A 20839-nucleotide genomic window follows, 5' to 3' on the forward strand; every position below is an offset into this window, starting at 1 on the left:
GTCGTTAGCCTGCCCGGAAACAGCCCACTGGACCCGATCATGCGCACACCCGAATTCGCCGCCTTCGTCGCCCCCAGCCGCCATACCGCGCAGCTGTGGCGGCTGTTCCTGGGGATCGGGCTGATCCTGTTCGTCTACCTGGCGGTGGTGGCGATGATGGTGGTGGTGATGTTCCCGATCACCGGGCCGTTCGAATATTTCGGCTGGTTGCAGGGCCTGCCAACGGGCGCGACGCCGGGGCATGTGATTTTCCTGCTGCTGACATTCATCGGCATGGGGCTGGGCCCGATCATCGCGGCCCCGGCCTGTCACGCCCGCCATCCCGGCACGCTGTTCGGCCCGGCGGGCGACACGGCGCGCGGGTTTTTCCAGGTGCTGATGGTTCTGATCCCGCTTCAGGCGCTGGGGTTTCTGGCCACGTGGAAGTTCTTTGAACCGCTGCCGAACCTGCCGCTGGGCGACTGGCTGCGGTTTCTGCCGCTGGCGCTGCCGCTGGTGCTGATCCAGACCTCGGCCGAAGAGATTCTCTTTCGCGGCTATCTACAGCAGCAACTGGCCGCGCGGTTCGCGGCGCGCTGGGTGTGGATGGGGCTGCCGGCGCTGATCTTTACCGCCGGTCACTGGTCGCCCGAGGCCGGGAACAACGCCTGGGGCATTCTGATCGCGATCATGGTCTTTGCCCTGATCGCGGCCGACCTGACCGAGCAGACCGGATCGCTGGGCGCGGCGATGGGGCTGCATTTCTGCAATAACGTCATGGCCATGCTGGTGGTGTCGATGCAGGGGTCGATCTCGGGGCTGGCGCTGTTCATCACGCCCTTTACGCTGGCCGATTCGGAGCCGATCCAGATCGCGCTGGCGGTGGATGTGGTGATGATGTTGATCATCTGGCGCATTTTGCGCCATGTTGTAACACGCTAGTCAGATTGCAATTCGCTGCGCAGGGGCTTATCTCGGGGCAGACCAAAGCGACAGGCCAAGCCATATGAACTGGATTTCCAACTACGTTCGCCCGAAAATCAACTCGCTGTTCTCGCGCCGCGAAGTGCCCGAGAACCTGTGGGCCAAATGCGACGAATGCGGGACCATGCTGTTCCACCGCGAGCTGAGCGACAATCTCAACGTTTGCACCAGCTGCGGGCATCACATGCCGATCTCGCCGCGCGAGCGCTTTGATGCGCTGTTCGACGGCGGCATCTTTACCGAGGTCAAAGTGCCTCAGCCGATCGCCGACCCGCTGCATTTCAAGGATCAGAAGAAATACCCCGACCGCATGAAGGCCGCGCAGAAAGGCACCGGCGAGGCCGAGGCCATGCTGGTGGCCGAGGGCAAGATCGGTGAGACCCCGATCGTGGCCGCCGCGCAGGATTTCCGCTTTATGGGCGGCTCGATGGGCATGTATGTCGGCAACGCCATCATCGCCGCCGCCGAGCGCGCGGTGAAACTGGGCCGGCCTCTGGTGCTGTTCTCGGCCGCGGGCGGCGCCCGTATGCAGGAAGGCATCCTGTCGCTGATGCAAATGCCGCGCACCACCGTGGCGGTCGAGATGCTGAAAGAGGCGGGGCTGCCCTATATCGTCGTGCTGACCCACCCGACCACGGGCGGGGTGACGGCATCCTATGCGATGCTGGGTGACGTGCAGATTTCGGAACCCAACGCGCTGATCTGTTTTGCCGGCCCGCGCGTCATCGAACAGACGATCCGCGAAAAGCTGCCCGAAGGGTTCCAGCGCGCCGAATACCTGCTGGATCACGGCATGCTTGATCGCGTGACCCCGCGCGGCGAGCTGCGCGACGAGCTGATCACCATCCTGCGGATGATGATGGGCCTGCCGCCGGCTATCAAAGGCAGCCTGCCTGCCCCCGAGGACGCCAAGCTCGCCGACAAGCCGGCGGGCAAGTAACCCCGTGACCGCGCAAGGCAGCGACATCATCCTTGATCGGATGATGTCTCTTCATCCCAAGGTCATCGACCTGGTGCTGGATCGTGTCTGGCGCCTTTTGGCTGCGCTGGATCACCCCGAACGCGCCCTGCCGCCGGTCATTCATATCGCTGGCACCAACGGCAAGGGCAGCACCCAGGCGATGATCCGCGCCGGGCTGGAATCGGCTGGCAAGCGCGTGCATGCCTATACCTCGCCGCATCTGGCACGGTTTCACGAACGCATCCGCCTGGCGGGCGATCTGATTTCCGAAGAGGCGCTGACCGAGATCCTCGACGAATGCGAACGCGCCAATGGCGGCGAGGGCATCACCTATTTCGAGATCACCACCGTTGCCGCCCTGCTGGCCTTTGCCCGCACCCCCGCCGATTACACCTTACTAGAGGTCGGGCTGGGCGGGCGGCTGGACGCCACCAACGTGGTGGAAAAACCGGCGCTGACGATCATCACCCCGGTGTCGATCGACCATGAACAGTTCCTGGGCAACACGATTGAGGCCATCGCCGGGGAAAAGGCCGGGATCATCAAGCGCGGCGTGCCCTGCGTGGTCGGCCCGCAAGAGGACGCGGCGCTGGATGTGATCGAGGCCCGCGCCGCGCGTCTGGGCGCGCCGTTGCTGGCCTATGGGCAGCATTGGCATGTCTATGAGGAACGCGGGCGGCTGGTCTATCAGGATGAAACCGGGCTGCTGGACCTGCCCCTGCCCAACCTGATCGGCGCGCATCAGGTGATGAACGCGGGCGCCGCGATTGCCGCCCTGCGCGCGCTGGGGTTTGACGAAAACGCCTGCGAGGCCGCCGTCACCCGCGCCGAATGGCCCGCCCGGATGCAGCGCCTGCGCCACGGCCCGCTGGTAGACGCCGCAGGCCGGGCCGAGCTGTGGCTGGATGGCGGGCACAACCCCGCCGCCGGCCTGGCCCTGGCCGAGGCCCTGGGCCGCCTTCCCGAGCGCCCGTTGCACCTGATTTGCGGGATGCTGAACACCAAGGATATCGCGGGCTATCTGCGCCCGCTGGCCGCGCTGGCGCAGGATCTGCACGCCGTGTCGATCCCCAACGCGCCCGCCACGCTGCCCGCCGCCGACACCGCCGCCGCCGCCCGTGCCGTGGGCATGCAGGCGGTTCAGGCCGACAGCGTCGCGCAGGCCGTGGCCGATATTGCCGCGACCGCGCCCAACGCCCGCATTCTGATCTGCGGGTCGCTGTATCTGGCGGGCGAGATCCTTAAGGAAAACGGCTAGTCCTGCTTGCCCCAGTTGACGTCCTGCATCTCGCGCAGGCGGCTGGCGGTGCGTTCGAATTCAAACGCGCCTGCGCCCTCGGCATAGAGCATCTCGGGCTGGGCCGCGGCCGAACAGATCAGCCGCACCTTGGCCTCGTAAAGCGCGTCGATCAGCGTGACAAAGCGTTTTGCCTCGTTGAAATTGTTGCGGCTGAGGCGCGGGATGTTCTCCAGGATCAGCACGCGCACGGCATCGGCCACGGCCAGGTAATCGGCGGGGCCCAGCATCTTGCCGCACAGATCCCAGAACTGGGCGCGGGCGACGCCGTTGTGAAACTGCGGCAGCTCGACATCGCGGCCCTGCACTCGCAGCACCAGCGGCGCGCCGGTGCCACCGGTGAAATCCTCCCAGATTTCCTGCATGGCGTCGCGGGCGGCGGCGTCGGCGGGGCTGAAATAGACCTCGGCCCCCGACAGGCGGTTTTGCCGGTAATCGTTGGGCGAGGCCAGGTGATGCACATCCAGCCGGTCCTTGATCGTGGCGATGAAAGGCAGGAACAACTCGCGCTGCAAGCCGTCCTTATACAGGTCATCGGGCACGCGGTTCGAGGTGGTCACGACGCAGACGCCCTGGGCGAACATCATGTCGAACAGCCGCCCCACGATCATCGCATCGGTGATGTCGGTGATCTGCATTTCGTCGAAACACAACAGTTTCAGCGAACCGGCCAGCTGTTCGGCCACCTGTCGCAGCGCGTCCTGTTGGCCCGACTGGCGCACCTTGTGCAGGCTGGCGTGCACCTCTTGCATGAAGGCGTGGAAATGCACCCGGCGCTTGGCCTCGATGGCGACGTGATCATAGAACAGATCCATCAGCATCGACTTGCCGCGCCCGACGCCGCCCCACATGTAAAGGCCCCGCACCGCCTGCGGCGCGGCCTTGCGGCGAAACAGCCCGCGTTTCTCGGGCTGGCCCTGTTCCAGCATCTCGCGGATGCGTTCAAGGGGGTCAAGAACGGCCAGCTGGCCGGGGTCACCATGCAGGGCGCCAGAGCTGACCCGGTGATCGTAAATCTGTCGGAGCGTTTCCATGTATTCTTCCTTGCGGCGCTCTATCCATAAGAAAAGACCGGGCGTCACATCAAGCAAATTGATTTGACCCAAGGGCACTTGGCGGGCACGAATTCCGTTCATGCAAGATACGCGCGCCTCAATTCTCACGCCGGTGCTCATCGCCGGCTGCACTGTGCTCTTGGTCAGTTTCTCGATCAGGGCCAGTTTCGGCGTGTTCCAGATCCCGGTTGCCAATGAATTTGGCTGGCCGCGGGCCGAGTTTTCCTTTGCCATCGCCATCCAGAATATCGCCTGGGGCATCGGCCAGCCGCTGTTTGGCGCCTTTGCCGAACGGTTCGGCGACCGGCGGGCGATCATCCTGGGGGCGCTGGTCTATGCGGTCGGCCTGGCGCTATCCTCGATGGCGGTGACGCCCGAACAGCACCAGATGCTGGAATTCCTTGTGGGCTTTGGCGTCGCGGGCACCGGCTTTGGCGTGATCCTGGCCGTGGTGGGGCGTGCGTCCAGCGACGAGAACCGGTCGCTTAGCCTGGGGGTCGCGACGGCGGCCGGGTCGGGCGGGCAGGTCTTTGGCCCGCCGCTGGCCGAGTATCTGATCCGGGCCATCGGCTGGCAAAGCACGTTCCTGATCTTTGCGGTGGCCATTCTGGCGGTGCTGGCGGTGCTGCCGCTGATGCGCAGCCCGGCGCCCATCTCGCGCGCTGAGCTGGAACAGAGCTTGGGCCAGATCCTGGTCAAGGCGTTTCGCGATCCGTCCTATACGCTGATCTTCCTGGGCTTTTTCTCGTGCGGCTATCAGCTGGGTTTCATCACCGCGCATTTCCCCGCCATGGTGACCGAGATGTGCAGCGCCATCGACCCGGGCAGCCTACTGGCCGGGCTGGGTATTCGCACCACCTCGGCGCTGGGGGCGGCGTCGATCGCGCTGATCGGTTTGGCCAATATCGCGGGCACGATCACGGCCGGCTGGCTGGGCAGCCGGTTCCCCAAGAAATACCTGCTGGCGCTGATCTATCTGGCGCGGGCCATCGTGGCGGCGGCGTTCATCGCGTTCCCGATCACGCCAGCCTCGGTTCTGATCTTTTCGCTGTTCATGGGCGCGCTGTGGCTGGCCACGGTGCCGCTGACCAGCGGGCTGGTCGCGCATATTTACGGCCTGCGCTACATGGGCACGCTTTACGGCATCGTGTTTCTCAGCCACCAGATCGGCAGCTTTCTGGGCGTCTGGCTGGGCGGGCGCCTGTATGACATCCACGGCGATTACACGCTGGTGTGGTGGGTTGGCGTCGGTGTCGGGCTGTTCTCGGCCATCGTGCATCTGCCGGTGCGCGAGAAACGCTCAGAACTGGCCGTCTAACCCGGCCTGGGCCGCCGTCAACAACCCCTCGGACACCAGCCGTTCGGCCCAACCCCGCGGGCCGGTGAACTGATGCACCTGCCAGCCGCGCGCGCGGGCGGCGTTGATGTTGTCGGCCCGGTCATCGGTGAACAGCAGGCGTTCCGGCGCGATGCCGCAATCCTGTTCGACCATCTCGTAAATGCGCGGTTCGGGCTTGATCACACCCATCCGGCCCGAGACATAATCACGGTCGAATTCATCCAGAAACGGGAAATGCGGGCGGGCGAAATCATGGGTGCCGCTGCCAAGGTTGGTCAGCGAAAACACCGGCACGCCCTGCGCCCGCAGCGCCCGCAACAGGTGCACCGAATGGTCGATCACCGGGCTGGCCAGATCCAGCCAGTTGTCGCGCCACATGCGGATTTCGTCGTGCCACTGGGGGTAGGTTTCGGCGGTGTCATAAATCACCTGCGTGAAATCTCCGCCCCGATCGACACGGTCGTTCATGGCGTGCAGGTCGACCTCGGCGAACATGGCGCGACGGCGATCGGGGCCTATGACACGGTCGTAATAGCGTTCGGGCTGCCATTCGATCAGCACGTTGCCCAGGTCAAAGATCACCGCCTCGATGGTCATGTCACGTCCCGTTCGGCGAATGTCAGCATCCGTTCCAGCGCATCCAGAAAGCGCGCGCGGTCGGCCTTGGCGAAGGCCTTGCCGCCGCCCTGGCGAAACGGATCGGCGGCGCGCAGGTCGGCCATCAGGTCGCGTGTCGCCAACACGTTGCCGATGTTGGCGGCGGTCAGGGCCTCGCCGTTATGTTTCAGCACCCGCGCGCCGGCCTCGACGCATTTGGCGGCCAGCGGGATGTCACCGGTGACCACCACATCACCCGGCCCGGCGCGCTCGGCGATCCAGATATCGGCGATATCGGGGCCTTCGGGCACATAGACCATCTCGATCAGCGGGTTGGGCGAGGGCCGAAGCCCGCCGTTCGCGACCATGCGGACGGGCACGCGGCGACGGGTCGCCACGCGCTCGACCTCGGCCTTTACGGGGCAGGCATCGGCATCGACGTAGATCACCCGTAAAGGGCCTCGGCATGAAAGGCGATGTGATCTTCGATGAACGACGACACAAAGAAATAGCTGTGATCATAGCCCTTTTGCATGCGGAACGTGCCCTCCTGGCGGCGGGCGGCCATGGCGTTTGCCAGGGCCTCGGGGCGCAGCAGTTCAAGGAACTGGTCGCTGGCGCCCTGATCAATCAGCACCGGGCCGTTGAACCCGGTCTCGGCCATCAGCAGGCTGCTGTCGTGACGCGCCCAGGCGGCGGTATCATCGCCCAGGTAGGCGCCCAGTTGCTTGCGGCCCCAATCCGATTGCGTGGGGTTGGCGATGGGCGAAAAGGCCGACACCGAGGCGAACCGGCCCGGCAGGTTCATGGCCAGGGTCAGCGCGCCGTGCCCACCCATGGAATGGCCGGTGATGGCCTGTCGTTCTTCGTCCACGGCGAAATTGTTGATCACCACGCGGGGCAGCTCATCTGCGATGTAATCCCACATGCGGAAATGCGGGGCCCAGGGCTTTTGCGTGGCGTTCACATAGAACCCAGCACCCTGCCCCAGATCGTAATCGTCGTGATCGGCCACGCCCTCGCCCCGCGGCGAGGTGTCGGGGAAAACCAGCGCGATGCCCTGCTCGGCGGCCCAGGCCTGGGCGCCCGCCTTGGTCATGGCGTTTTCATGGGTGCAGGTCAGGCCCGACAGATACCACAAGACCGGAACCGGGCCGTGTTCGGCCTCGGCCGGCAGGAACAGGCCAAAGGTCATATCACCGCCACAGGCGTCGGAGGCGTGTTTATAGACGCCCTGCGTGCCGCCAAAGCATTTGTTTTCCGAAAGAGCTTCCATGTTTCTCCCCTGTTTTTGTTACGCCACCAGCCACACAACCGTCGATACCGTCACGATACTGGCCAGCGTTGACAGCAGAATAGAGGCGGAAACCCGCTGCGGGGCAACCCCGTAATGCTGGGCCAGAATATAGACATTGCCCGCCACCGGCAGCGCCGCCGCCGCGATCATCACCCCGGCAGCATAGGGCGCGACCTGAAACAGCATCAGCGCCGTCACCGCCACGGCGGCCGGGTGCAGCACCAGTTTCGCGAACGACAGCCAGCCGGCCACGGCCAGGCGTTCGGCCGATTTCGAGGCCAGCGAGCCTCCGATCGCAAACAGCGCGCCGGGGGTGGCGGCGGCGCCCAGGATGCCCAGGAAATCGTTCATCGGGGTCGGGATCGGCAGGCGCGCCGCCGACCAGCCCAGCCCCAGCACGATCGACACGATCATCGGGTTGCGGATCAGCCCGCCCCCGACCGTGCGCAGAATGCCCAGCGACATGCGCCCGTCGCGCGCGCCGGTGATCAAGATGACGATCAGGCTGCCGAACACGATCAGATCGACCGCCAGCACCAGCATCACCGGCCCGATCGCCGCCTCGCCCAGCAGCATCACCAGCATCGGCACGCCCAGAAAGCCCACGTTGCCGACCACGCCGCACTGGGCCTCGACCGCGGCCTCTTGCACGCCGCGCCCGCGCAGCAGCGCCACCAGCGTCACCAGCAGGTAAACCGCGCCCGTGCCCAGCACATAGGCGGCGACGAAATCCCAATCCAGCACCTCGGCCAGCGACAGGTTGGCCGAGAACCGGAACAGCATCGCCGACAGCGCGAAATAGAACACGAACCGCGTCAGCGCGGCGTTGGCCTCGGGGCTGAAAAAGCGCGTGCGCCCGGCCCCATAGCCCAGCCCGATCAGCGCAAAGAACGGCAGGGTTTGCAGCAGAACCGGCAGCATCTAGCCGCTGCCGATCAGAACGCCCGCCGAAAAGACCAGCGCGCCGCCCAGAACCACCTGCATGGCCGCGCGCCAGAACGGCGTATCCATGTATTTCTTTTGTATCCAGGCGATGGCCCACAGCTCGACGAACACCACGATCATGGCGATGCTGGTCGCCGTCCAGAAATGCGGAATAAGATAGGGCAGCGCGTGGCCCAGCCCACCCACGGCGGTCATCACGCCCGAAGCGATACCGCGTTTCAGGGGCGAGCCACGGCCCGAGATCTCGCCGTCATCCGAGGCGGCCTCGGTAAAGCCCATGGAAATGCCCGCGCCCACCGACGCGGCCAGACCCACAAGGAAGGTGGTCCAGGTATCTTGCGTCGCAAAGGCGGTCGCAAAGATCGGCGCCAGCGTCGAGACAGAGCCATCCATCAGCCCCGCCAGCCCCGGCTGCACCCAGGTCAGAACGAACTGGCGATGGGCGGTGCGGGACTCTTGCTCGCGCGTGTCGTCGTCCAGATGCTCTTGCACCAGGTTATCAGCGGCGCGGGTATGGCCGGCCTCGGCCGCGGCCAGATCGCCCAACAGCTTGCGCGTGTCGGCATCCTGGGTGCGGGCGGCGGCGGTCTCATAGAACCTTTGGGCGGCGCGCTCCATCGCCTCTGCCTCGTCGCGCATCCGATCAAGGCCAAGGTTCTGCACCAGCCAGACCGGACGACGGTGATAGAACCCCGACACGTGCTCGCGCCGGATCAGCGGGATGGTCGGGCCAAAGCGTTTCTCGTGCAGATCGATCAGGCGGTGGCGGTGCTCGTCCTCTTCGGCGGCCATGCCGTCAAAGATCTTGGCGGAATCGGGAAAGTCGGCGCGCAGGTTCGCGGCATAGGTGCGATAGATGCGCGCGTCGTCTTCCTCGGACGAGATCGCCAGAGCGATGATCTCCTGCTCTGACAGGTCGGAAAAACGGCGACGGGAACTGATACCGGGAATCATGGTTTCTGCCTTGTCTGTGCTGACCCAAACCTATGCCATGTGCAGACTGCATCAAGGTGTTATGCCGTCGCAACTTGCCGAAACTGAACTGATCAGTTTATAATCGGTCGATCAAGGGATGATCGCCATGGCAGCATTTGCCGAACAGATTCGCAAAGGTCGGAAATTCGACCAGGTTCTCGACGGCGCGCGCGAGGTGTTCATGCGCGACGGCTATGAGGGCGCCAGCGTCGATGACATCGCCCGCGCGGCCGGTGTGTCGAAGGCCACGCTTTACAGCTATTTCCCCGACAAGCGGCTGCTGTTTCTCGAGGCGGCCCGCAGCGAATGTCAACGACAGGCCCGCCGCGCGCTGGATCAGCTTGACCCCGCAGCGCCGGTAGAGCACGCCCTGCGCACCGCGGCCGAACATATGATCGGGTTCCTGCTGTCGACATTCGGGCAAGGCGTTTACCGGCTGTGCGTGGCCGAAAGCGACCGTTTCCCCGAGCTGGGGCAGATGTTCTATGCCTCGGGCCCGGCCCATGTCCGCGAGCAGATCAGCGCCTATCTGCAATACGCCACGGCGCGCGGCGACCTGGCGATCACCGATTTCGACCTGGCAGCGGACCAGTTCACCGAACTGTGCCGGGCGGATCTGTTTCCCAAGGTGATCTTTGGCGTGCAGACCCGGTTTTCCGAGTCCGAGATCCGCCGCGTCATCGACGGCGCGATCTCAACCTTCATGGCCCGCTACGGCACCCACCGGGGTTAATCGCGCCGCCGCACCTGAATGTGGTTACCGGTGCTGCGCATCTCGAACCGCTTTAGCGCCGACATCAGATCCTTTAGCTTTTTATGGCCGTAGGTACGGGTATCGAAATCCGGCGTCTCAGCGATCAGCGCCTTGCCCAGCGCGGCCAGGGAATACCATTCGTCGTCCTGTTCCAGCTTGTCCATCGCCCGCAAAATCAGCGGCACAGCCTGGGCCGGAGACTGCTTGCCCGAACCCGCCGGCGCGGCGCCCTTGTCGCCCGGCGCCGGGTCTTCGACGATGTTCTCGATCAGGATGAACCGGTTGCAGACCGCGCGCACGCTGTTGGGGGTCTTTGCCTCTCCGATTCCGTAGACCACCAGCCCCTGTTCGCGAATACGGCTGGCAAGGCGGGTGAAATCGCTGTCGGACGAGACCAGAACGAACCCGTCAAAGCGACCGGTATGCAGAATATCCATCGCGTCGATCACCATGCCGATATCGCTGGCATTCTTGCCCTTGGTATTGGCCGATTCCTGATGGGTGACCAGACCCAGGTCGCGGGCCTTGCCCGACCAGTCGCCCAGCTGCGGCGATTTCCAGTCGCCATAGACCCGCCGCAGGGCCGGTTCGCCCAGCGCGGTGATCTCGTTGAGGATTGCCTCGGCATGCTTTGCCGGAATGTTGTCGGCATCGATCAGAACCGCCAGCAAGGGGCGTTCGTTGAGGGACATGTATAAGCCTATTTTTCACGGGTTACGTGGACTGCTCACCCGGCATTGGTTGCGGTCAGGGCCGGCCTAGTTCTGCTCGGCACGATAGCTGGTGTGACAGGCTTTGCAACTGCCGCCCAGGCGCGACAAGGCCGGGCCAAGATCCGCCTGGCTTTCGATCGTGATCGAGGTGGCGATCGTGGTCAGCTCATCTGCCTTGGCGGTGAAATCGGGCCAGTTTTCCCAGATATCGGGCTTGGCCTCGGATTTTGGGTCGGTTTCGGGGGCCTGAAACCGCTCGGGGATGGCGCTGGCGCGGGCCGAGATGCGGGCAACAGCCTCGGCGGCGATTTCAGGGTCGAAATCCGCCGCCCCCTTGGCCATTTCGCCAAGGCGTTTCATCTGGGCGGCGATCCGCATCATGTTTTCCATACGGTCCTGCACGACCGGGTTGTGCACGTTGGAATGCCCATAAGCGGCCCCCGCAACGATCAGGATAGTGAATGTCAGAATGGTACGTCGCATCGGTTTCCCTGTCAGTTTGAGGCAGGCTATCGCAGACCCGCCGCGGGGAAAAGAAAAAGCCCCGCCCCGGAAAACCGGACGCGAGGCTCTTGCAGCATGACCCCGGTGCCGCGGGCTGGGTGGGGGCTATTAATCCACGGCACCGGGTTAGCTCTCATGCTATGTCCCTTTTGTCGCCCCCAAACCGGGCTGCGCAGAGGCGTGCAAGGGGAATTGCGGGGGTCTTTTTGGGGCAAAACGGGGGCAGCGCTTGATTTCAAACCGCTTCGGCGTCAGATTCTAAGTATGAACATGCAACCGCCCACATCGTTTCCAGCGCAGGGCCTGACCGACAGGGTCAGCTTTGACCGAAACGAATTGGGAATCATCCTGACCCTATATGGTCAGATGGTCGCGGCGGGGGAATGGCGCGATTACGGCATGTCGTTCCTGCGCGAGGTGGCGGTGTTCTCGATTTTTCGCCGCGCGGCCGAGCATCCGCTTTACAACATCGAAAAGCGCCCGCGCCTGCGCGACCGGCAGGGGCAGTATTCGGTGATCGGCATGGATGGGCGCATTCTGAAACGCGGGCATGACCTGAAAACCGTGCTGCGCGTACTGGAAAAAAAGCTGATCCGTATCGTCGAATAATCGCGCGTTTACAGCCGCTTATGTGCTGTGACCGGCCCGCCGCCCTGATCCGCAATGCGGGCGATGGCGGTTTCGATCGGCTCATAGGCCACCGCCATGTGATGGGCATTGGCATGGATCAGCGTCTGATCATCCACCGCCATGGCCACGTGGCCTTTCCAGAACAACAGATCGCCGCGACAGGGCGCGCTGCCCTGCGGCAGGGCCGAGCCCAGCGCCGCCTCTTGCAGGTCGCTGTCGCCCGGGCATTCGATGCGCGAGGCCAGCAGCGCGGCCTGCACCAGCCCGGAACAGTCAATGCCCAGCGTGCTGTTCCCGCCCCAAAGATAGGGCACGCCGAAATGCATCTGCGCCACCGTCACCGGGTCGGCAAAGGGCGCGTTCAGCGGGCGTAGATGCGGCTTGGGCACGAAATGCCCCTGGTCGGTCTCGAAAAAATTACCGCTGGCCGAGACCACCCGCAGCCGCGCGCCGAATCCCAGCCAGATCGCGCCGGGCACCTTGATATCGGGGCGCGGGTAAAGATGCGTGGCCGGCACCGCCACGCGGTGCGTCGTGTCATTGGGGGCGGTCAGCAGGTCGGCCTCGACATAGCCGACATAGCCATCGCGGGCGGCCTGGACATAGCTCATGCCATCGCGGGTCTCGAACACCTGCACATGCTCGCCCCATTGCAGCTGCCGGTCGCGAGTGGCGCGGTCGGGCGCGCGCCACAGGTCGGCCACAGCGACGCCGATCTGCGCGGGCGTGCCGCCGGTCTGGCCGTTGGCGGGGGTCAGGCGGGGATCATGGCTCATAGCGACCAGCGATCCGACAGCGCCGCCAACAGTGCCCGCGCGCCCTGCCCGGTGCCGCCCTTGGTGCGGGCGGGGGCGGGTTTGGGCGCCCAGCCATAGATGTCGAAATGGGCGTAGGGCGCGCCCTGGGTGAACCGACGCAGGAACAGCGCGGCGGTGATCGACCCGGCAAATCCGCCCGACGGCGCGTTGTCGAGATCGGCGATGCCCGGCTCGATCATGGCCTCGTAGGGCATGTGGAACGGCATCCGCCAGACCGGATCGGCCACTGTGGGCGCGGCCTGCGTCAGCCCGGCGGCCAGCGTGTCGTCATCGGTATAAAAGGGCGCCAAATCAGGCCCCACGGCAACCCGCGCAGCGCCGGTCAGCGTGGCCATCGAAACGATCAGGTCGGTGTCTTCCTCGCTGGCAAGGGTCAACGCGTCGGCCAGCACCAGCCGGCCCTCGGCATCGGTGTTGTTCACCTCGACCGTCTTACCCAGGCGCGAGGTCAGGATATCGCCCGGCCGGAAGGCATTGCCGGCCACCGCGTTTTCGACCGCCGGGATCAGCACCCGCAGCCGCACGGGCAGGCCCAGCGCCATAATCATATGCGCCAGCCCCAACACGGTGGCCGCGCCGCCCATGTCTTTTTTCATCAACAGCATCGACGACGACGGCTTAATGTCCAGCCCGCCGGTGTCGAAACACACGCCCTTGCCGACCAGCGTCAGGCGCGGGCCAGCATCGCCCCAGCGCAGGTCCAGCAGGCGGGGGGCCTGCTCGGCGGCGCGGCCCACGGCGTGGATCATCGGGAAATTCTGGGCCAGCAGGTCATCACCGCGAATGGCCGAGACCTGAGCGCCATGCTGCGCGGCGAGGGCAAACACCGCATCCTCCAGCGCCTCGGGGCCCATATCGGCGGCGGGAGTGTTGATCAGGTCGCGGGTCAGGGCCTCTCCCGCCGCCAGAATCTCCAGCCGCGCGGCATCAACGCCCGCGGGTGCAACCAGATGGGCCTTGGGGGCAGATTGGCCGCGATAGCGATCGAACCGATAGCCCGCCATCAGCCAGCCCAGCGCCTCTTGCGCGAGGTCGTCGCCGGTCAGGTCAGAGACCAGCCGCCAGTCGCCCTTGGGCAGCCGGGACCGGGCGGCGGCCAGGTGAAACCGGCCGCGCGCGCGGGCATCAGTTGTGCCATAACCCGCAACCGCGCCGGCAATGCCGCCCTGCCCGTCGGGCAACAGCGCAACCGCACCGATCGCCGCGTCAAACCCCGTGGCGCGCAGCCAGGCGGCCTGGGCAGCGGGCAGCTGGGTCAGCCAGTGGTCAAGCCCGTCCTGGGCGACAAGATAAAGCGGCAGGGCGGTTTCGCTGTCGGGCGCAAAGCAAAGCGGCATGATTTTCCTCTGTGGGTTTTGGCCCAGACTAGAGGGATTGCGCGCGCCCGCAAGCGGGGATCAGCCCGAAAGGTCGCGCAGATCCCACACCATTTTCAGCGTCCGCTGCATCACCCGGTCAAGCCGCGCCATTACCGCCGCCAATGCGACCGGATCACCCCGGCGGGCCAGCAGGGCCACATCACCCGACACCCGCGCCAGGCTGTCAAAGCCCAGCGGATCGGCAATGTTGCGCATCCGCGTCGCGGTACGGGCCATTTCCGCCCCGCCATCCGCGGCACCATGGTGCGCGCGTAGCCGCAGCAGCAGGGTTTCCAGCTCTGCCACAGCGCGGCCCAGGGCGCGGTGCGCCCGCGCCTCACCCATTTCTATATAGAATCCGGCCAAACGATCCGCGTCCATCGACAACGGTTCGTCCCGCCGCAAGATACTTACCCCTTGCACAAAGACCTCCACACCACCACATTTCCCTCACCGACCCCATTGTCGCGCGCCAGCCTCAACAAACCGTTTTCGCGCAACGGATAAAACGTTCAAACTTGGGATAAATACGGCTAGAATTCTCTCATGACACACGCGAACAATGACATCTCTTATGCCCGCCCGCTGCCCAACTATCTGGCGCAGCGATATCACGGCTGGAAAGCCACAACCTATGCCGACAACAAGGTCTGGTATCGTCGCCTTGCCGACGAAGGCCAGCGGCCCCGCGCCATGGCGATCGCATGCTGCGACAGCCGGGTGAACGTGACCGCGATCTTTGGCGCCGATCAGGGTGAGATCTTTATTCACCGGAACATCGCCAACCTTGTGCCGCCTTATGAACCCGATGGCGATCGCCACGGCACCTCGGCGGCGATCGAATATGCGGTGAACCACCTTAAGGTGGCCAACCTGCTGGTGATCGGCCATTCAAGCTGTGGCGGCGTTGCCGGCTGTCACGCCATGTGTTCGGGCAATGCGCCCGAGCTGGAGGAAAAGACCAGCTTTATCGGCCGTTGGATGGACATCCTGCGCCCCGGCTATGAAACCGTCACCGCCACCGTCAGCGACCCCAAGGATCAGCTGAAAGCGCTGGAACAGCAGGCAGTTCTGACCTCGCTGCAGAACCTGATGACCTTCCCCTTCGTGCGCGAGGCGGTCGAATCCGACGCGCTGAGCCTGCACGGGCTGTGGCAGGATATCGGTGCCGGCAACCTGATGTTTTACGATGCCGAAAAGGGCCGCTTCAGCAACGCCTGAAAGACTGTAGAAGACTGAAAAGAAAAGGGCGGCCCGGGACATCCCCGCGCCGCCCTGAATTTTTCGGGTTACCCCGATCAGCGTTTCGACAACACGCGGTTGACCAGCACTTCGGCGATCTGCACCGCGTTCAGCGCGGCACCCTTGCGCAGGTTGTCGGACACGCACCACAGGTTCAGACCGTTGTCGATGGTGCTGTCCTGGCGGATGCGGCTGATATAGGTGGCGTAATCGCCCACGCATTCGACGGGGGTGACATAGCCACCGGCCTCGCGCTTGTCGACGACCATGACACCGGGCGCCTCGCGCAGGATGTCGCGGGCCTCATCCTCGTCGAGGAATTCCTCGAACTCGATGTTGATCGCCTCGGAGTGGCCGACAAACACCGGCACGCGCACGCAGGTCGCGGTCACCTTGATCGACGGATCGACGATCTTCTTGGTTTCGACGACCATCTTCCATTCTTCCTTGGTCGTGCCGTCTTCCATGAAGACGTCGATATGCGGAATGACGTTGAAGGCGATCTGCTTGGGGTAAACCGACGGCTCGACCTCTTGGCCGGGGACATACATGCCCTTGGTCTGGTTCCACAGCTCGTCGATGGCCTCTTTGCCGGTGCCCGACACCGACTGATAGGTCGACACGACGACGCGCTTGATCTTGGCGCGTTCATGCAGCGGTTTCAGTGCGACAACCATCTGCGCGGTCGAGCAGTTCGGGTTCGCGATGATGTTCTTGTTCTTGTAGCCCTCGATGGCGTCGGCGTTGCACTCGGGCACGATCAGCGGGATCTCGGGGTCGTAGCGATAGAGCGACGAGTTGTCGATCACCACACAGCCCGCGGCCGCGGCCTTGGGGGCATATTCCTTGGTCGCGGTCGAGCCGATTGCGAACAGGGCGATATCCCATCCGGCAAAGTCGAACTGCTCCAGGTCCTGGGTCTTGACGGTCTTGTCACCAAAGCTGACCTCGGTACCCAGCGAGCGGCGCGAGGCAAGAGCGGCGAGTTCATCCACCGGGAACTGGCGTTCAGCCAGGATGTTCAGCATTTCGCGGCCCACGTTGCCCGTGGCGCCGACGACGGCGACTTTGTAGCCCATTTTGGCTCTCCTACTGTCTTGAGACACGGCGCGGTGCATATCGCATACGATTCGCCGTGGAAAGAGGGTGCGCCTATATGGCCGCCCGTGCGAGCGCCAACTTATGCGCAATTGCAACGGGATCGACGCTTAACGCGTCATTTTCACCCGATTCCGCCGGCGGATAATATTCCCCATCAAGAAAATTCATGAAACGCGCCCGGAATTGCGGGTCGAATGACAGCGATTCGGGCGCGTGCAGCGCATCTTGCAGGGCGCGGGCGCTGTCGGCGACGGTGACAAGGCCGGATTGGGCAAAGAACGCCTGGCCCAGCACGATCACGGGCCGGTCATGGAAGAACGCCTGCAGCCCCACGGACGAGTTGATCGTGATCACCCCGCCCGAGGCCGCGACCTGCGCGAATGTGTCGGTCTGGTTGTCGATGATGATGCGCCCGCCGGCATCGGCCACGGCGCGGGCCAGCGGCTCGGCCAGCGAGGTTTTGGCCGAAGGGTGTTCCTTGACGCGGATATGCCAGCCGTCGGGCAGGTGGCGCGCCGCATTGGCCAGCGCCGCCAGCATGCCGGGCACCGATTGCACCCAGCCGGCGAACAGGGTGATCTGGCTGTCATTGGGCACCTGCAAGGGCACGAACAGGAACTTGCCCGCATCCGCCAGCGCCCCCGCATCGCCCTGCCCCACATCCGCGCGGCGCGAGGTTCGCGCGGTCAGGTTGGCGCCCAGCGCGCGCCAGCCCTCGCCGTTGCGCGCATCGTCATCACCCGCCCATTCCGCGAACCAGCCCGCATCGCGCGGCACCGAATTCAGCGCGTTCACCCCCGTATGGTCCAGCGTGATGCGCCCCGGAAAGGGCGCCAGTTCGGCGTATAGCCGCGCCGCGCCGGCATCCCGCGCGCCTTCCATAAAGGCGCGGCGCGATCCGGTGATGCCGTTCCAGCACATGGCCACGCGGTCGGGGTGGCGGGCGAAATAGCGGCGCGACCAGTTGTATTGCATACGGATCAGGTGGAACTTGGCCGCGCGGCCCAGCGCCGATCCGGGCTGTTTCTTGGCCACCGCCAGCGCCGCCTGTGCTCGCGCGCGGCTTTCGGGGAAATCGCGCGGCGACAGGCCGATCAGCGGCAGGCGCACCCCGCCGCCATCGGCACGGGCCACGGATTCGAACACGCTGTCTTTTTTGCGGCTATAGCCGGCGAGATAGGCAATCATGCGGGCAATCTATCCGCGGCTCAGGGTGCGCGCCACCGCATCTTGCCACTTGGCGTAACGGGCATCGCGGGTTTCGGCGTCCATACCGGGGGTGAACCGGCGATCGACCGCCCAGTTGGCCGCGAACTCATCCATGCCCGGATAAACCCCGGCGCGCATCCCCGCCAGCCAGCCCGCGCCCAGCGCGGTGGTTTCCAGCACGGCGGGCCGGTCGACGCTGGCGCCGGTGATGTCGGCCAGGAACTGCATCGTCCAATCGGATGCCGCCATGCCGCCATCGACGCGCAGGGTCTCTGCACTGCCGGGCCAGTCGGCCTGCATGGCCTGCAACAGGTCGCGGGTCTGGAACCCCACGCTTTCCAGCGCGGCGCGGGCGAATTCATCGGGGCCGCTGTCGCGGGTCAACCCATAGATCGCGCCGCGACACTCGGCATCCCAATAGGGCGCGCCCAGCCCGGTAAAGGCGGGCACGATGATCACGCCGGGATCGGCGCGCTCGGCCATTTCCTGCGTTTGGGCTGCGTTGCTGACGATGCCCAGCCCGTCGCGCAGCCATTGCACCACGGCACCGGCGATAAAGATCGAGCCCTCGAGCGCATAGGTCGGCTTGCCGTCGAACTGATAGGCGATGGTGGTCAGCAGGCGGTTGCTGCTGGTGACAGGGTTCGCGCCGGTATTGAGCAACGCGAAACAGCCGGTGCCATAGGTCGATTTCATCATGCCGGGCGTGAAGCAGGCCTGGCCGATCGTGGCGGCCTGTTGGTCGCCCGCAACGCCCAGAATGGGGATCGCCGCACCCAGCAGCGCCGGGTCGGTCGCGCCGAAATCGGCGGCGCAATCCAGCACCTGTGGCAGCAGGCCCATCGGCACATCCAGCAGATCGCACAGCCCCGCGCCCCATTCCCCGCGCCGGATGTCATAGAGCATCGTGCGCGATGCATTGGTGGCGTCGGTCGCGTGGGTCTTGCCGCCGGTCAGGTTCCAGATCAGCCAGCTGTCGACCGTGCCAAAGGCCAGCCGCCCGGCACGGGCGGCCTCGCGTGCGCCGTCGACGTGATCAAGCAACCAGCGCAGTTTCGTGCCGGAAAAATACGGATCAAGCAGCAGGCCGGTGGCCTCGGCTATGACGGGCTCGTGCCCCTCGGCGCGCAGGGCGCGGCACATGTCGGCGGTGCGCCGATCCTGCCAGACGATGGCGTTGTGCAGCGGTTTGCCGGTCTCGCGATCCCACAGGATGGTGGTTTCGCGCTGGTTGGTGATGCCGATACCGGCGACCTGCGCGGCGCTCACGCCCGCGCGGGCCAGCACATCGCGGCAACAGCGCAGGGTTGTCTGCCAGATCTCATCGGCATCATGTTCGACCCAGCCGTTTTGCGGGTAATGCTGGGTGAATTCCTGCTGCGCGACGGCCACGACCTGCATCGCGCCGTCCATCAGCAGGGCGCGGCTGGACGTGGTGCCCTGATCAATCGCCAGAATATGGGTCATCGCGGTCCTCCCTGCGCCTCAGCCTGCATCCATTCGTCCAGCGCCGCAATCTGATCGGCGCCCATCCGCAGACCCAGCTTTGATCGCCGCCATACCACGTCATCGGCGCGGCGGGCGAATTCGCGGGTCATCATCCATCTGACCTCGGCCTCGGTCAGGGTGGCGCCGAAATCGTGCCCCAAATCGGCGGCGGCGCGCGCCGGGCCCAGCCAATCACGCGCCGAGGTGCCATAGGCGCGGATCAGGCGCCGCGTCCATTGCGGCGTGAGGAACGGGTAATCGGCGTGCAAGGCTTTGACCTGTGCGTCGACCTGGTCGACCCCGAAATCTCCGCCCGGCAGAGGCGTATCAGACGTCCACGGCGCGGTGCCGGGGAAAAGCCGCGTCACGGCGGCCTCGGACAATTTGCGATAGCTGGTGATCTTGCCGCCCAGCACGCTGAACCCGCCGTCGCCCAGCGGTTTCAGCACATAGTCGCGCGTGGCAGCAGTATCGGACGCGGCCCCATCATCGACCAGCGAGCGCACCCCGGCAAAGCTGTGGATCACGTCCTCGGGCCCGATGGGATGGCGCAGATACCGGTTGGCAAAGGCGATCAGATAGTCGCGCTCGGCCTCGGTGCAGACTGGCGGGGTGTCGGGGCTGTCATGGGCGGCGTCGGTGGTGCCGATCAGCGTGAAATCGCCCTGGAACGGCAGCAGAAAGATGATCCGCCCGTCGGGGCCTTGCAGGAAATAGGCGCGGTCGTGGTCGAACAGGCGGCGGGTGACGATATGGCTGCCGCGCACCAGGCGGATGCTGCGCGGGGCGGTCTGGCCCATCGCGTCGCGCACCACCCGGTCGACCCATGGCCCGGCGGCGTTGACCAGATGGCGGGCCTGCACCTCGGCGCCGCCCTCAAGCGTGATCCGCCACAGCCCGCCGCGCCGCTGCGCCGCCACCACGCGGGTGCGGGTGGCGATATCGGCACCGCGCTCGGCCGCGTCGCGGGCATTCAGCACCACCAGCCGCGCGTCATCGACCCAACAGTCGGAATATTCGAACGCCCGGCGATAGCTTGGATGCAGCCCCACCCCGGCCGGATCATGACGCAGATCGACCGCCCGCGTGCCGGGCAGGATTTGTCGCCCGCCCAGATGGTCATACAGGAACAGCCCCAGCCGGATCATCCAGCCCGGCCGACGCCCGCGCAGCCACGGCATCCACCGCCCCAGCATCCGCGCGGCGGGCGTATCGGTGGGAAAGCGCATCTCGGGTGACAGCGGCAGCACGAACCGCATCGGCCAGCTGATATGCGGCATGGCGCGCAGCAGAACCTCGCGCTCGGCCAGGGATTCGCGCACCAGGCGGAATTCGAAATATTCCAGGTAGCGCAGCCCGCCATGAAACAGCTTGCTCGAGGCCGAGGACGTGGCCGAGGCCAGATCGCCCTGCTCGGCCAGCCCGACGCGCAGGCCACGCCCGGCCGCATCGCGGGCAATGCCACAGCCGTTCACGCCACCGCCGATCACGAACAGGTCGTAAATCTGGGGCGCGTCAGGTGGCATTTGGGCTCCGATCCGGGTCATGCCATTGGAACCACGCCATATCGCGGGGGGTCAAGCGGCTTTGACG

At 65.2% G+C, this 20839-nt stretch carries 22 protein-coding genes; 7 read left to right on the forward strand and 15 right to left on the reverse strand.

The features are described 5' to 3' along the window. Positions 1 to 39: 39 nt before the first annotated feature. The 3 genes from OE856_RS06495 (at position 40) to OE856_RS06505 (ending at position 3182) form a co-directional block, all read left to right on the forward strand. Complete coding sequence (locus tag OE856_RS06495; RefSeq protein ID WP_263715259.1) at positions 40 to 921, forward strand: CPBP family intramembrane glutamic endopeptidase; 882 nt, start codon at positions 40 to 42, stop codon at positions 919 to 921. Between the two features lie 64 nt (positions 922 to 985). Beyond that, positions 986 to 1903, forward strand: coding sequence for an acetyl-CoA carboxylase, carboxyltransferase subunit beta (gene accD / locus OE856_RS06500; RefSeq protein WP_263715260.1), 918 nt, complete (start codon positions 986 to 988; stop codon positions 1901 to 1903). A gap of 4 nt (positions 1904 to 1907) precedes the next feature. Next, complete coding sequence (locus OE856_RS06505) at positions 1908 to 3182, forward strand: bifunctional folylpolyglutamate synthase/dihydrofolate synthase (protein WP_263715261.1); 1275 nt, start codon at positions 1908 to 1910, stop codon at positions 3180 to 3182. On the opposite strand, the gene zapE is transcribed toward OE856_RS06505, so the two are convergent. Then, a complete protein-coding gene (gene zapE / locus OE856_RS06510) occupies positions 3179 to 4255 on the reverse strand; it encodes a cell division protein ZapE (RefSeq protein WP_263715262.1) in 1077 nt (358 codons plus the stop codon). The two genes, OE856_RS06505 and zapE, sit on opposite strands and share 4 nt — an antisense overlap. 100 nt (positions 4256 to 4355) lie before the next feature. Here zapE and OE856_RS06515 point away from each other — a divergent pair, with 100 nt between their 5' ends. Then, positions 4356 to 5594, forward strand: a complete 1239-nt coding sequence (locus OE856_RS06515; RefSeq protein WP_263715263.1) for an MFS transporter — start codon at positions 4356 to 4358, stop codon at positions 5592 to 5594. Here OE856_RS06515 and OE856_RS06520 read toward each other — a convergent pair. From OE856_RS06520 to mbfA, 5 genes are read right to left on the reverse strand one after another with little or no spacing between them, the layout of a single operon-like run. Then, positions 5577 to 6212: an HAD family hydrolase gene (locus tag OE856_RS06520; RefSeq protein ID WP_263715264.1), complete on the reverse strand. Its 636-nt coding sequence runs from the start codon at positions 6210 to 6212 to the stop codon at positions 5577 to 5579. The two genes, OE856_RS06515 and OE856_RS06520, sit on opposite strands and share 18 nt — an antisense overlap. Next, positions 6209 to 6661 carry a YaiI/YqxD family protein gene (locus OE856_RS06525; RefSeq protein ID WP_263715265.1) on the reverse strand — a complete coding sequence of 151 codons (453 nt, stop codon included), beginning with the start codon at positions 6659 to 6661 and terminating at the stop codon, positions 6209 to 6211. Before OE856_RS06525 ends, OE856_RS06520 begins: the two co-directional genes overlap by 4 nt. Continuing rightward, positions 6658 to 7488, reverse strand: coding sequence for an S-formylglutathione hydrolase (gene fghA / locus OE856_RS06530; protein WP_263715266.1), 831 nt, complete (start codon positions 7486 to 7488; stop codon positions 6658 to 6660). The genes OE856_RS06525 and fghA overlap by 4 nt, the downstream gene beginning before the upstream one ends. 18 nt (positions 7489 to 7506) lie before the next feature. After that, positions 7507 to 8430 carry an AEC family transporter gene (locus OE856_RS06535; protein WP_263715267.1) on the reverse strand — a complete coding sequence of 308 codons (924 nt, stop codon included), beginning with the start codon at positions 8428 to 8430 and terminating at the stop codon, positions 7507 to 7509. After that, positions 8431 to 9408 (reverse strand): iron exporter MbfA, encoded by a 978-nt coding sequence (gene mbfA, locus OE856_RS06540; protein WP_263715268.1) that lies wholly within the window; start codon positions 9406 to 9408, stop codon positions 8431 to 8433. It abuts the gene before it with no gap. Between the two features lie 127 nt (positions 9409 to 9535). Between mbfA and OE856_RS06545 the strand changes: the two genes are divergently transcribed. Beyond that, entirely contained in the window at positions 9536 to 10162 is a 627-nt protein-coding gene (locus tag OE856_RS06545; RefSeq protein WP_263715269.1) for a TetR/AcrR family transcriptional regulator, read from the forward strand. Here the strand turns inward: OE856_RS06545 and OE856_RS06550 are convergent. Further along, on the reverse strand, positions 10159 to 10875 hold the full coding sequence (locus OE856_RS06550; RefSeq protein WP_263715270.1) for an NYN domain-containing protein: 717 nt from the start codon (positions 10873 to 10875) through the stop codon (positions 10159 to 10161). The genes OE856_RS06545 and OE856_RS06550 overlap by 4 nt on opposite strands. Before the next feature lie 66 nt (positions 10876 to 10941). Then, positions 10942 to 11379, reverse strand: coding sequence for a c-type cytochrome (locus OE856_RS06555; RefSeq protein ID WP_263715271.1), 438 nt, complete (start codon positions 11377 to 11379; stop codon positions 10942 to 10944). A 285-nt stretch (positions 11380 to 11664) separates the two neighbouring features. Between OE856_RS06555 and OE856_RS06560 the strand changes: the two genes are divergently transcribed. Further along, positions 11665 to 12009 carry a DUF2794 domain-containing protein gene (locus OE856_RS06560; RefSeq protein ID WP_263715272.1) on the forward strand — a complete coding sequence of 115 codons (345 nt, stop codon included), beginning with the start codon at positions 11665 to 11667 and terminating at the stop codon, positions 12007 to 12009. A gap of 8 nt (positions 12010 to 12017) precedes the next feature. Here the strand turns inward: OE856_RS06560 and OE856_RS06565 are convergent, their stop codons facing one another. The 3 genes from OE856_RS06565 to OE856_RS06575 are packed head-to-tail and all read right to left on the reverse strand — an operon-like array spanning position 12018 to position 14587. Further along, entirely contained in the window at positions 12018 to 12806 is a 789-nt protein-coding gene (locus tag OE856_RS06565; RefSeq protein WP_263715273.1) for a C40 family peptidase, read from the reverse strand. Then, entirely contained in the window at positions 12803 to 14185 is a 1383-nt protein-coding gene (locus tag OE856_RS06570) for a leucyl aminopeptidase family protein (RefSeq protein ID WP_263715274.1), read from the reverse strand. The genes OE856_RS06565 and OE856_RS06570 overlap by 4 nt, the downstream gene beginning before the upstream one ends. Positions 14186 to 14245: 60 nt before the next feature. Continuing rightward, positions 14246 to 14587 carry a hypothetical protein gene (locus OE856_RS06575; protein WP_263715275.1) on the reverse strand — a complete coding sequence of 114 codons (342 nt, stop codon included), beginning with the start codon at positions 14585 to 14587 and terminating at the stop codon, positions 14246 to 14248. A gap of 165 nt (positions 14588 to 14752) precedes the next feature. Between OE856_RS06575 and OE856_RS06580 the strand changes: the two genes are divergently transcribed. Continuing rightward, positions 14753 to 15427 (forward strand): carbonic anhydrase, encoded by a 675-nt coding sequence (locus OE856_RS06580; RefSeq protein WP_412174867.1) that lies wholly within the window; start codon positions 14753 to 14755, stop codon positions 15425 to 15427. Positions 15428 to 15504: 77 nt separating this feature from the next. Here the strand turns inward: OE856_RS06580 and OE856_RS06585 are convergent, their stop codons facing one another. From OE856_RS06585 to glpD, 4 genes are all read right to left on the reverse strand, one after another. Beyond that, a complete protein-coding gene (locus OE856_RS06585; RefSeq protein WP_263715276.1) occupies positions 15505 to 16527 on the reverse strand; it encodes an aspartate-semialdehyde dehydrogenase in 1023 nt (340 codons plus the stop codon). Positions 16528 to 16600: 73 nt separating this feature from the next. Beyond that, positions 16601 to 17737 carry a capsular biosynthesis protein gene (locus tag OE856_RS06590; RefSeq protein WP_263715277.1) on the reverse strand — a complete coding sequence of 379 codons (1137 nt, stop codon included), beginning with the start codon at positions 17735 to 17737 and terminating at the stop codon, positions 16601 to 16603. Between the two features lie 9 nt (positions 17738 to 17746). Next, positions 17747 to 19225: a glycerol kinase GlpK gene (glpK, locus tag OE856_RS06595; RefSeq protein WP_263715278.1), complete on the reverse strand. Its 1479-nt coding sequence runs from the start codon at positions 19223 to 19225 to the stop codon at positions 17747 to 17749. Further along, the gene (gene glpD, locus OE856_RS06600) at positions 19222 to 20772 is read right to left on the reverse strand and encodes a glycerol-3-phosphate dehydrogenase (protein WP_263715279.1); all 1551 of its coding nucleotides are present in this window, start codon (positions 20770 to 20772) and stop codon (positions 19222 to 19224) included. The genes glpK and glpD overlap by 4 nt, the downstream gene beginning before the upstream one ends. Between the last annotated feature and the right edge of the window lie 67 nt (positions 20773 to 20839).

Origin of the sequence: Actibacterium sp. XHP0104 (genome assembly GCF_025751515.1) — a bacterium.
In the GTDB taxonomy this organism is placed as follows: domain Bacteria; phylum Pseudomonadota; class Alphaproteobacteria; order Rhodobacterales; family Rhodobacteraceae; genus Actibacterium_D.

Excerpts from the sequence above, each read along its gene's own strand:
- OE856_RS06565 (WP_263715273.1), bottom strand. The coding sequence starts at position 12,806 with ATGAGCCATGATCCCCGCCTGACCCCCGCCAACGGCCAGACCGGCGGC.
- mbfA (WP_263715268.1), bottom strand. The coding sequence starts at position 9,408 with ATGATTCCCGGTATCAGTTCCCGTCGCCGTTTTTCCGACCTGTCAGAG.
- OE856_RS06570 (WP_263715274.1), bottom strand. The coding sequence starts at position 14,185 with ATGCCGCTTTGCTTTGCGCCCGACAGCGAAACCGCCCTGCCGCTTTAT.
- OE856_RS06555 (WP_263715271.1), bottom strand. The coding sequence starts at position 11,379 with ATGCGACGTACCATTCTGACATTCACTATCCTGATCGTTGCGGGGGCC.
- OE856_RS06515 (WP_263715263.1), top strand. The coding sequence starts at position 4,356 with ATGCAAGATACGCGCGCCTCAATTCTCACGCCGGTGCTCATCGCCGGC.
- zapE (WP_263715262.1), bottom strand. The coding sequence starts at position 4,255 with ATGGAAACGCTCCGACAGATTTACGATCACCGGGTCAGCTCTGGCGCC.
- fghA (WP_263715266.1), bottom strand. The coding sequence starts at position 7,488 with ATGGAAGCTCTTTCGGAAAACAAATGCTTTGGCGGCACGCAGGGCGTC.
- OE856_RS06495 (WP_263715259.1), top strand. The coding sequence starts at position 40 with ATGCGCACACCCGAATTCGCCGCCTTCGTCGCCCCCAGCCGCCATACC.
- glpK (WP_263715278.1), bottom strand. The coding sequence starts at position 19,225 with ATGACCCATATTCTGGCGATTGATCAGGGCACCACGTCCAGCCGCGCC.
- OE856_RS06550 (WP_263715270.1), bottom strand. The coding sequence starts at position 10,875 with ATGTCCCTCAACGAACGCCCCTTGCTGGCGGTTCTGATCGATGCCGAC.
- OE856_RS06590 (WP_263715277.1), bottom strand. The coding sequence starts at position 17,737 with ATGATTGCCTATCTCGCCGGCTATAGCCGCAAAAAAGACAGCGTGTTC.
- OE856_RS06580 (WP_412174867.1), top strand. The coding sequence starts at position 14,753 with ATGACACACGCGAACAATGACATCTCTTATGCCCGCCCGCTGCCCAAC.
- OE856_RS06545 (WP_263715269.1), top strand. The coding sequence starts at position 9,536 with ATGGCAGCATTTGCCGAACAGATTCGCAAAGGTCGGAAATTCGACCAG.
- OE856_RS06585 (WP_263715276.1), bottom strand. The coding sequence starts at position 16,527 with ATGGGCTACAAAGTCGCCGTCGTCGGCGCCACGGGCAACGTGGGCCGC.
- accD (WP_263715260.1), top strand. The coding sequence starts at position 986 with ATGAACTGGATTTCCAACTACGTTCGCCCGAAAATCAACTCGCTGTTC.
- OE856_RS06560 (WP_263715272.1), top strand. The coding sequence starts at position 11,665 with ATGAACATGCAACCGCCCACATCGTTTCCAGCGCAGGGCCTGACCGAC.
- OE856_RS06520 (WP_263715264.1), bottom strand. The coding sequence starts at position 6,212 with ATGACCATCGAGGCGGTGATCTTTGACCTGGGCAACGTGCTGATCGAA.
- OE856_RS06575 (WP_263715275.1), bottom strand. The coding sequence starts at position 14,587 with ATGGACGCGGATCGTTTGGCCGGATTCTATATAGAAATGGGTGAGGCG.
- OE856_RS06535 (WP_263715267.1), bottom strand. The coding sequence starts at position 8,430 with ATGCTGCCGGTTCTGCTGCAAACCCTGCCGTTCTTTGCGCTGATCGGG.
- glpD (WP_263715279.1), bottom strand. The coding sequence starts at position 20,772 with ATGCCACCTGACGCGCCCCAGATTTACGACCTGTTCGTGATCGGCGGT.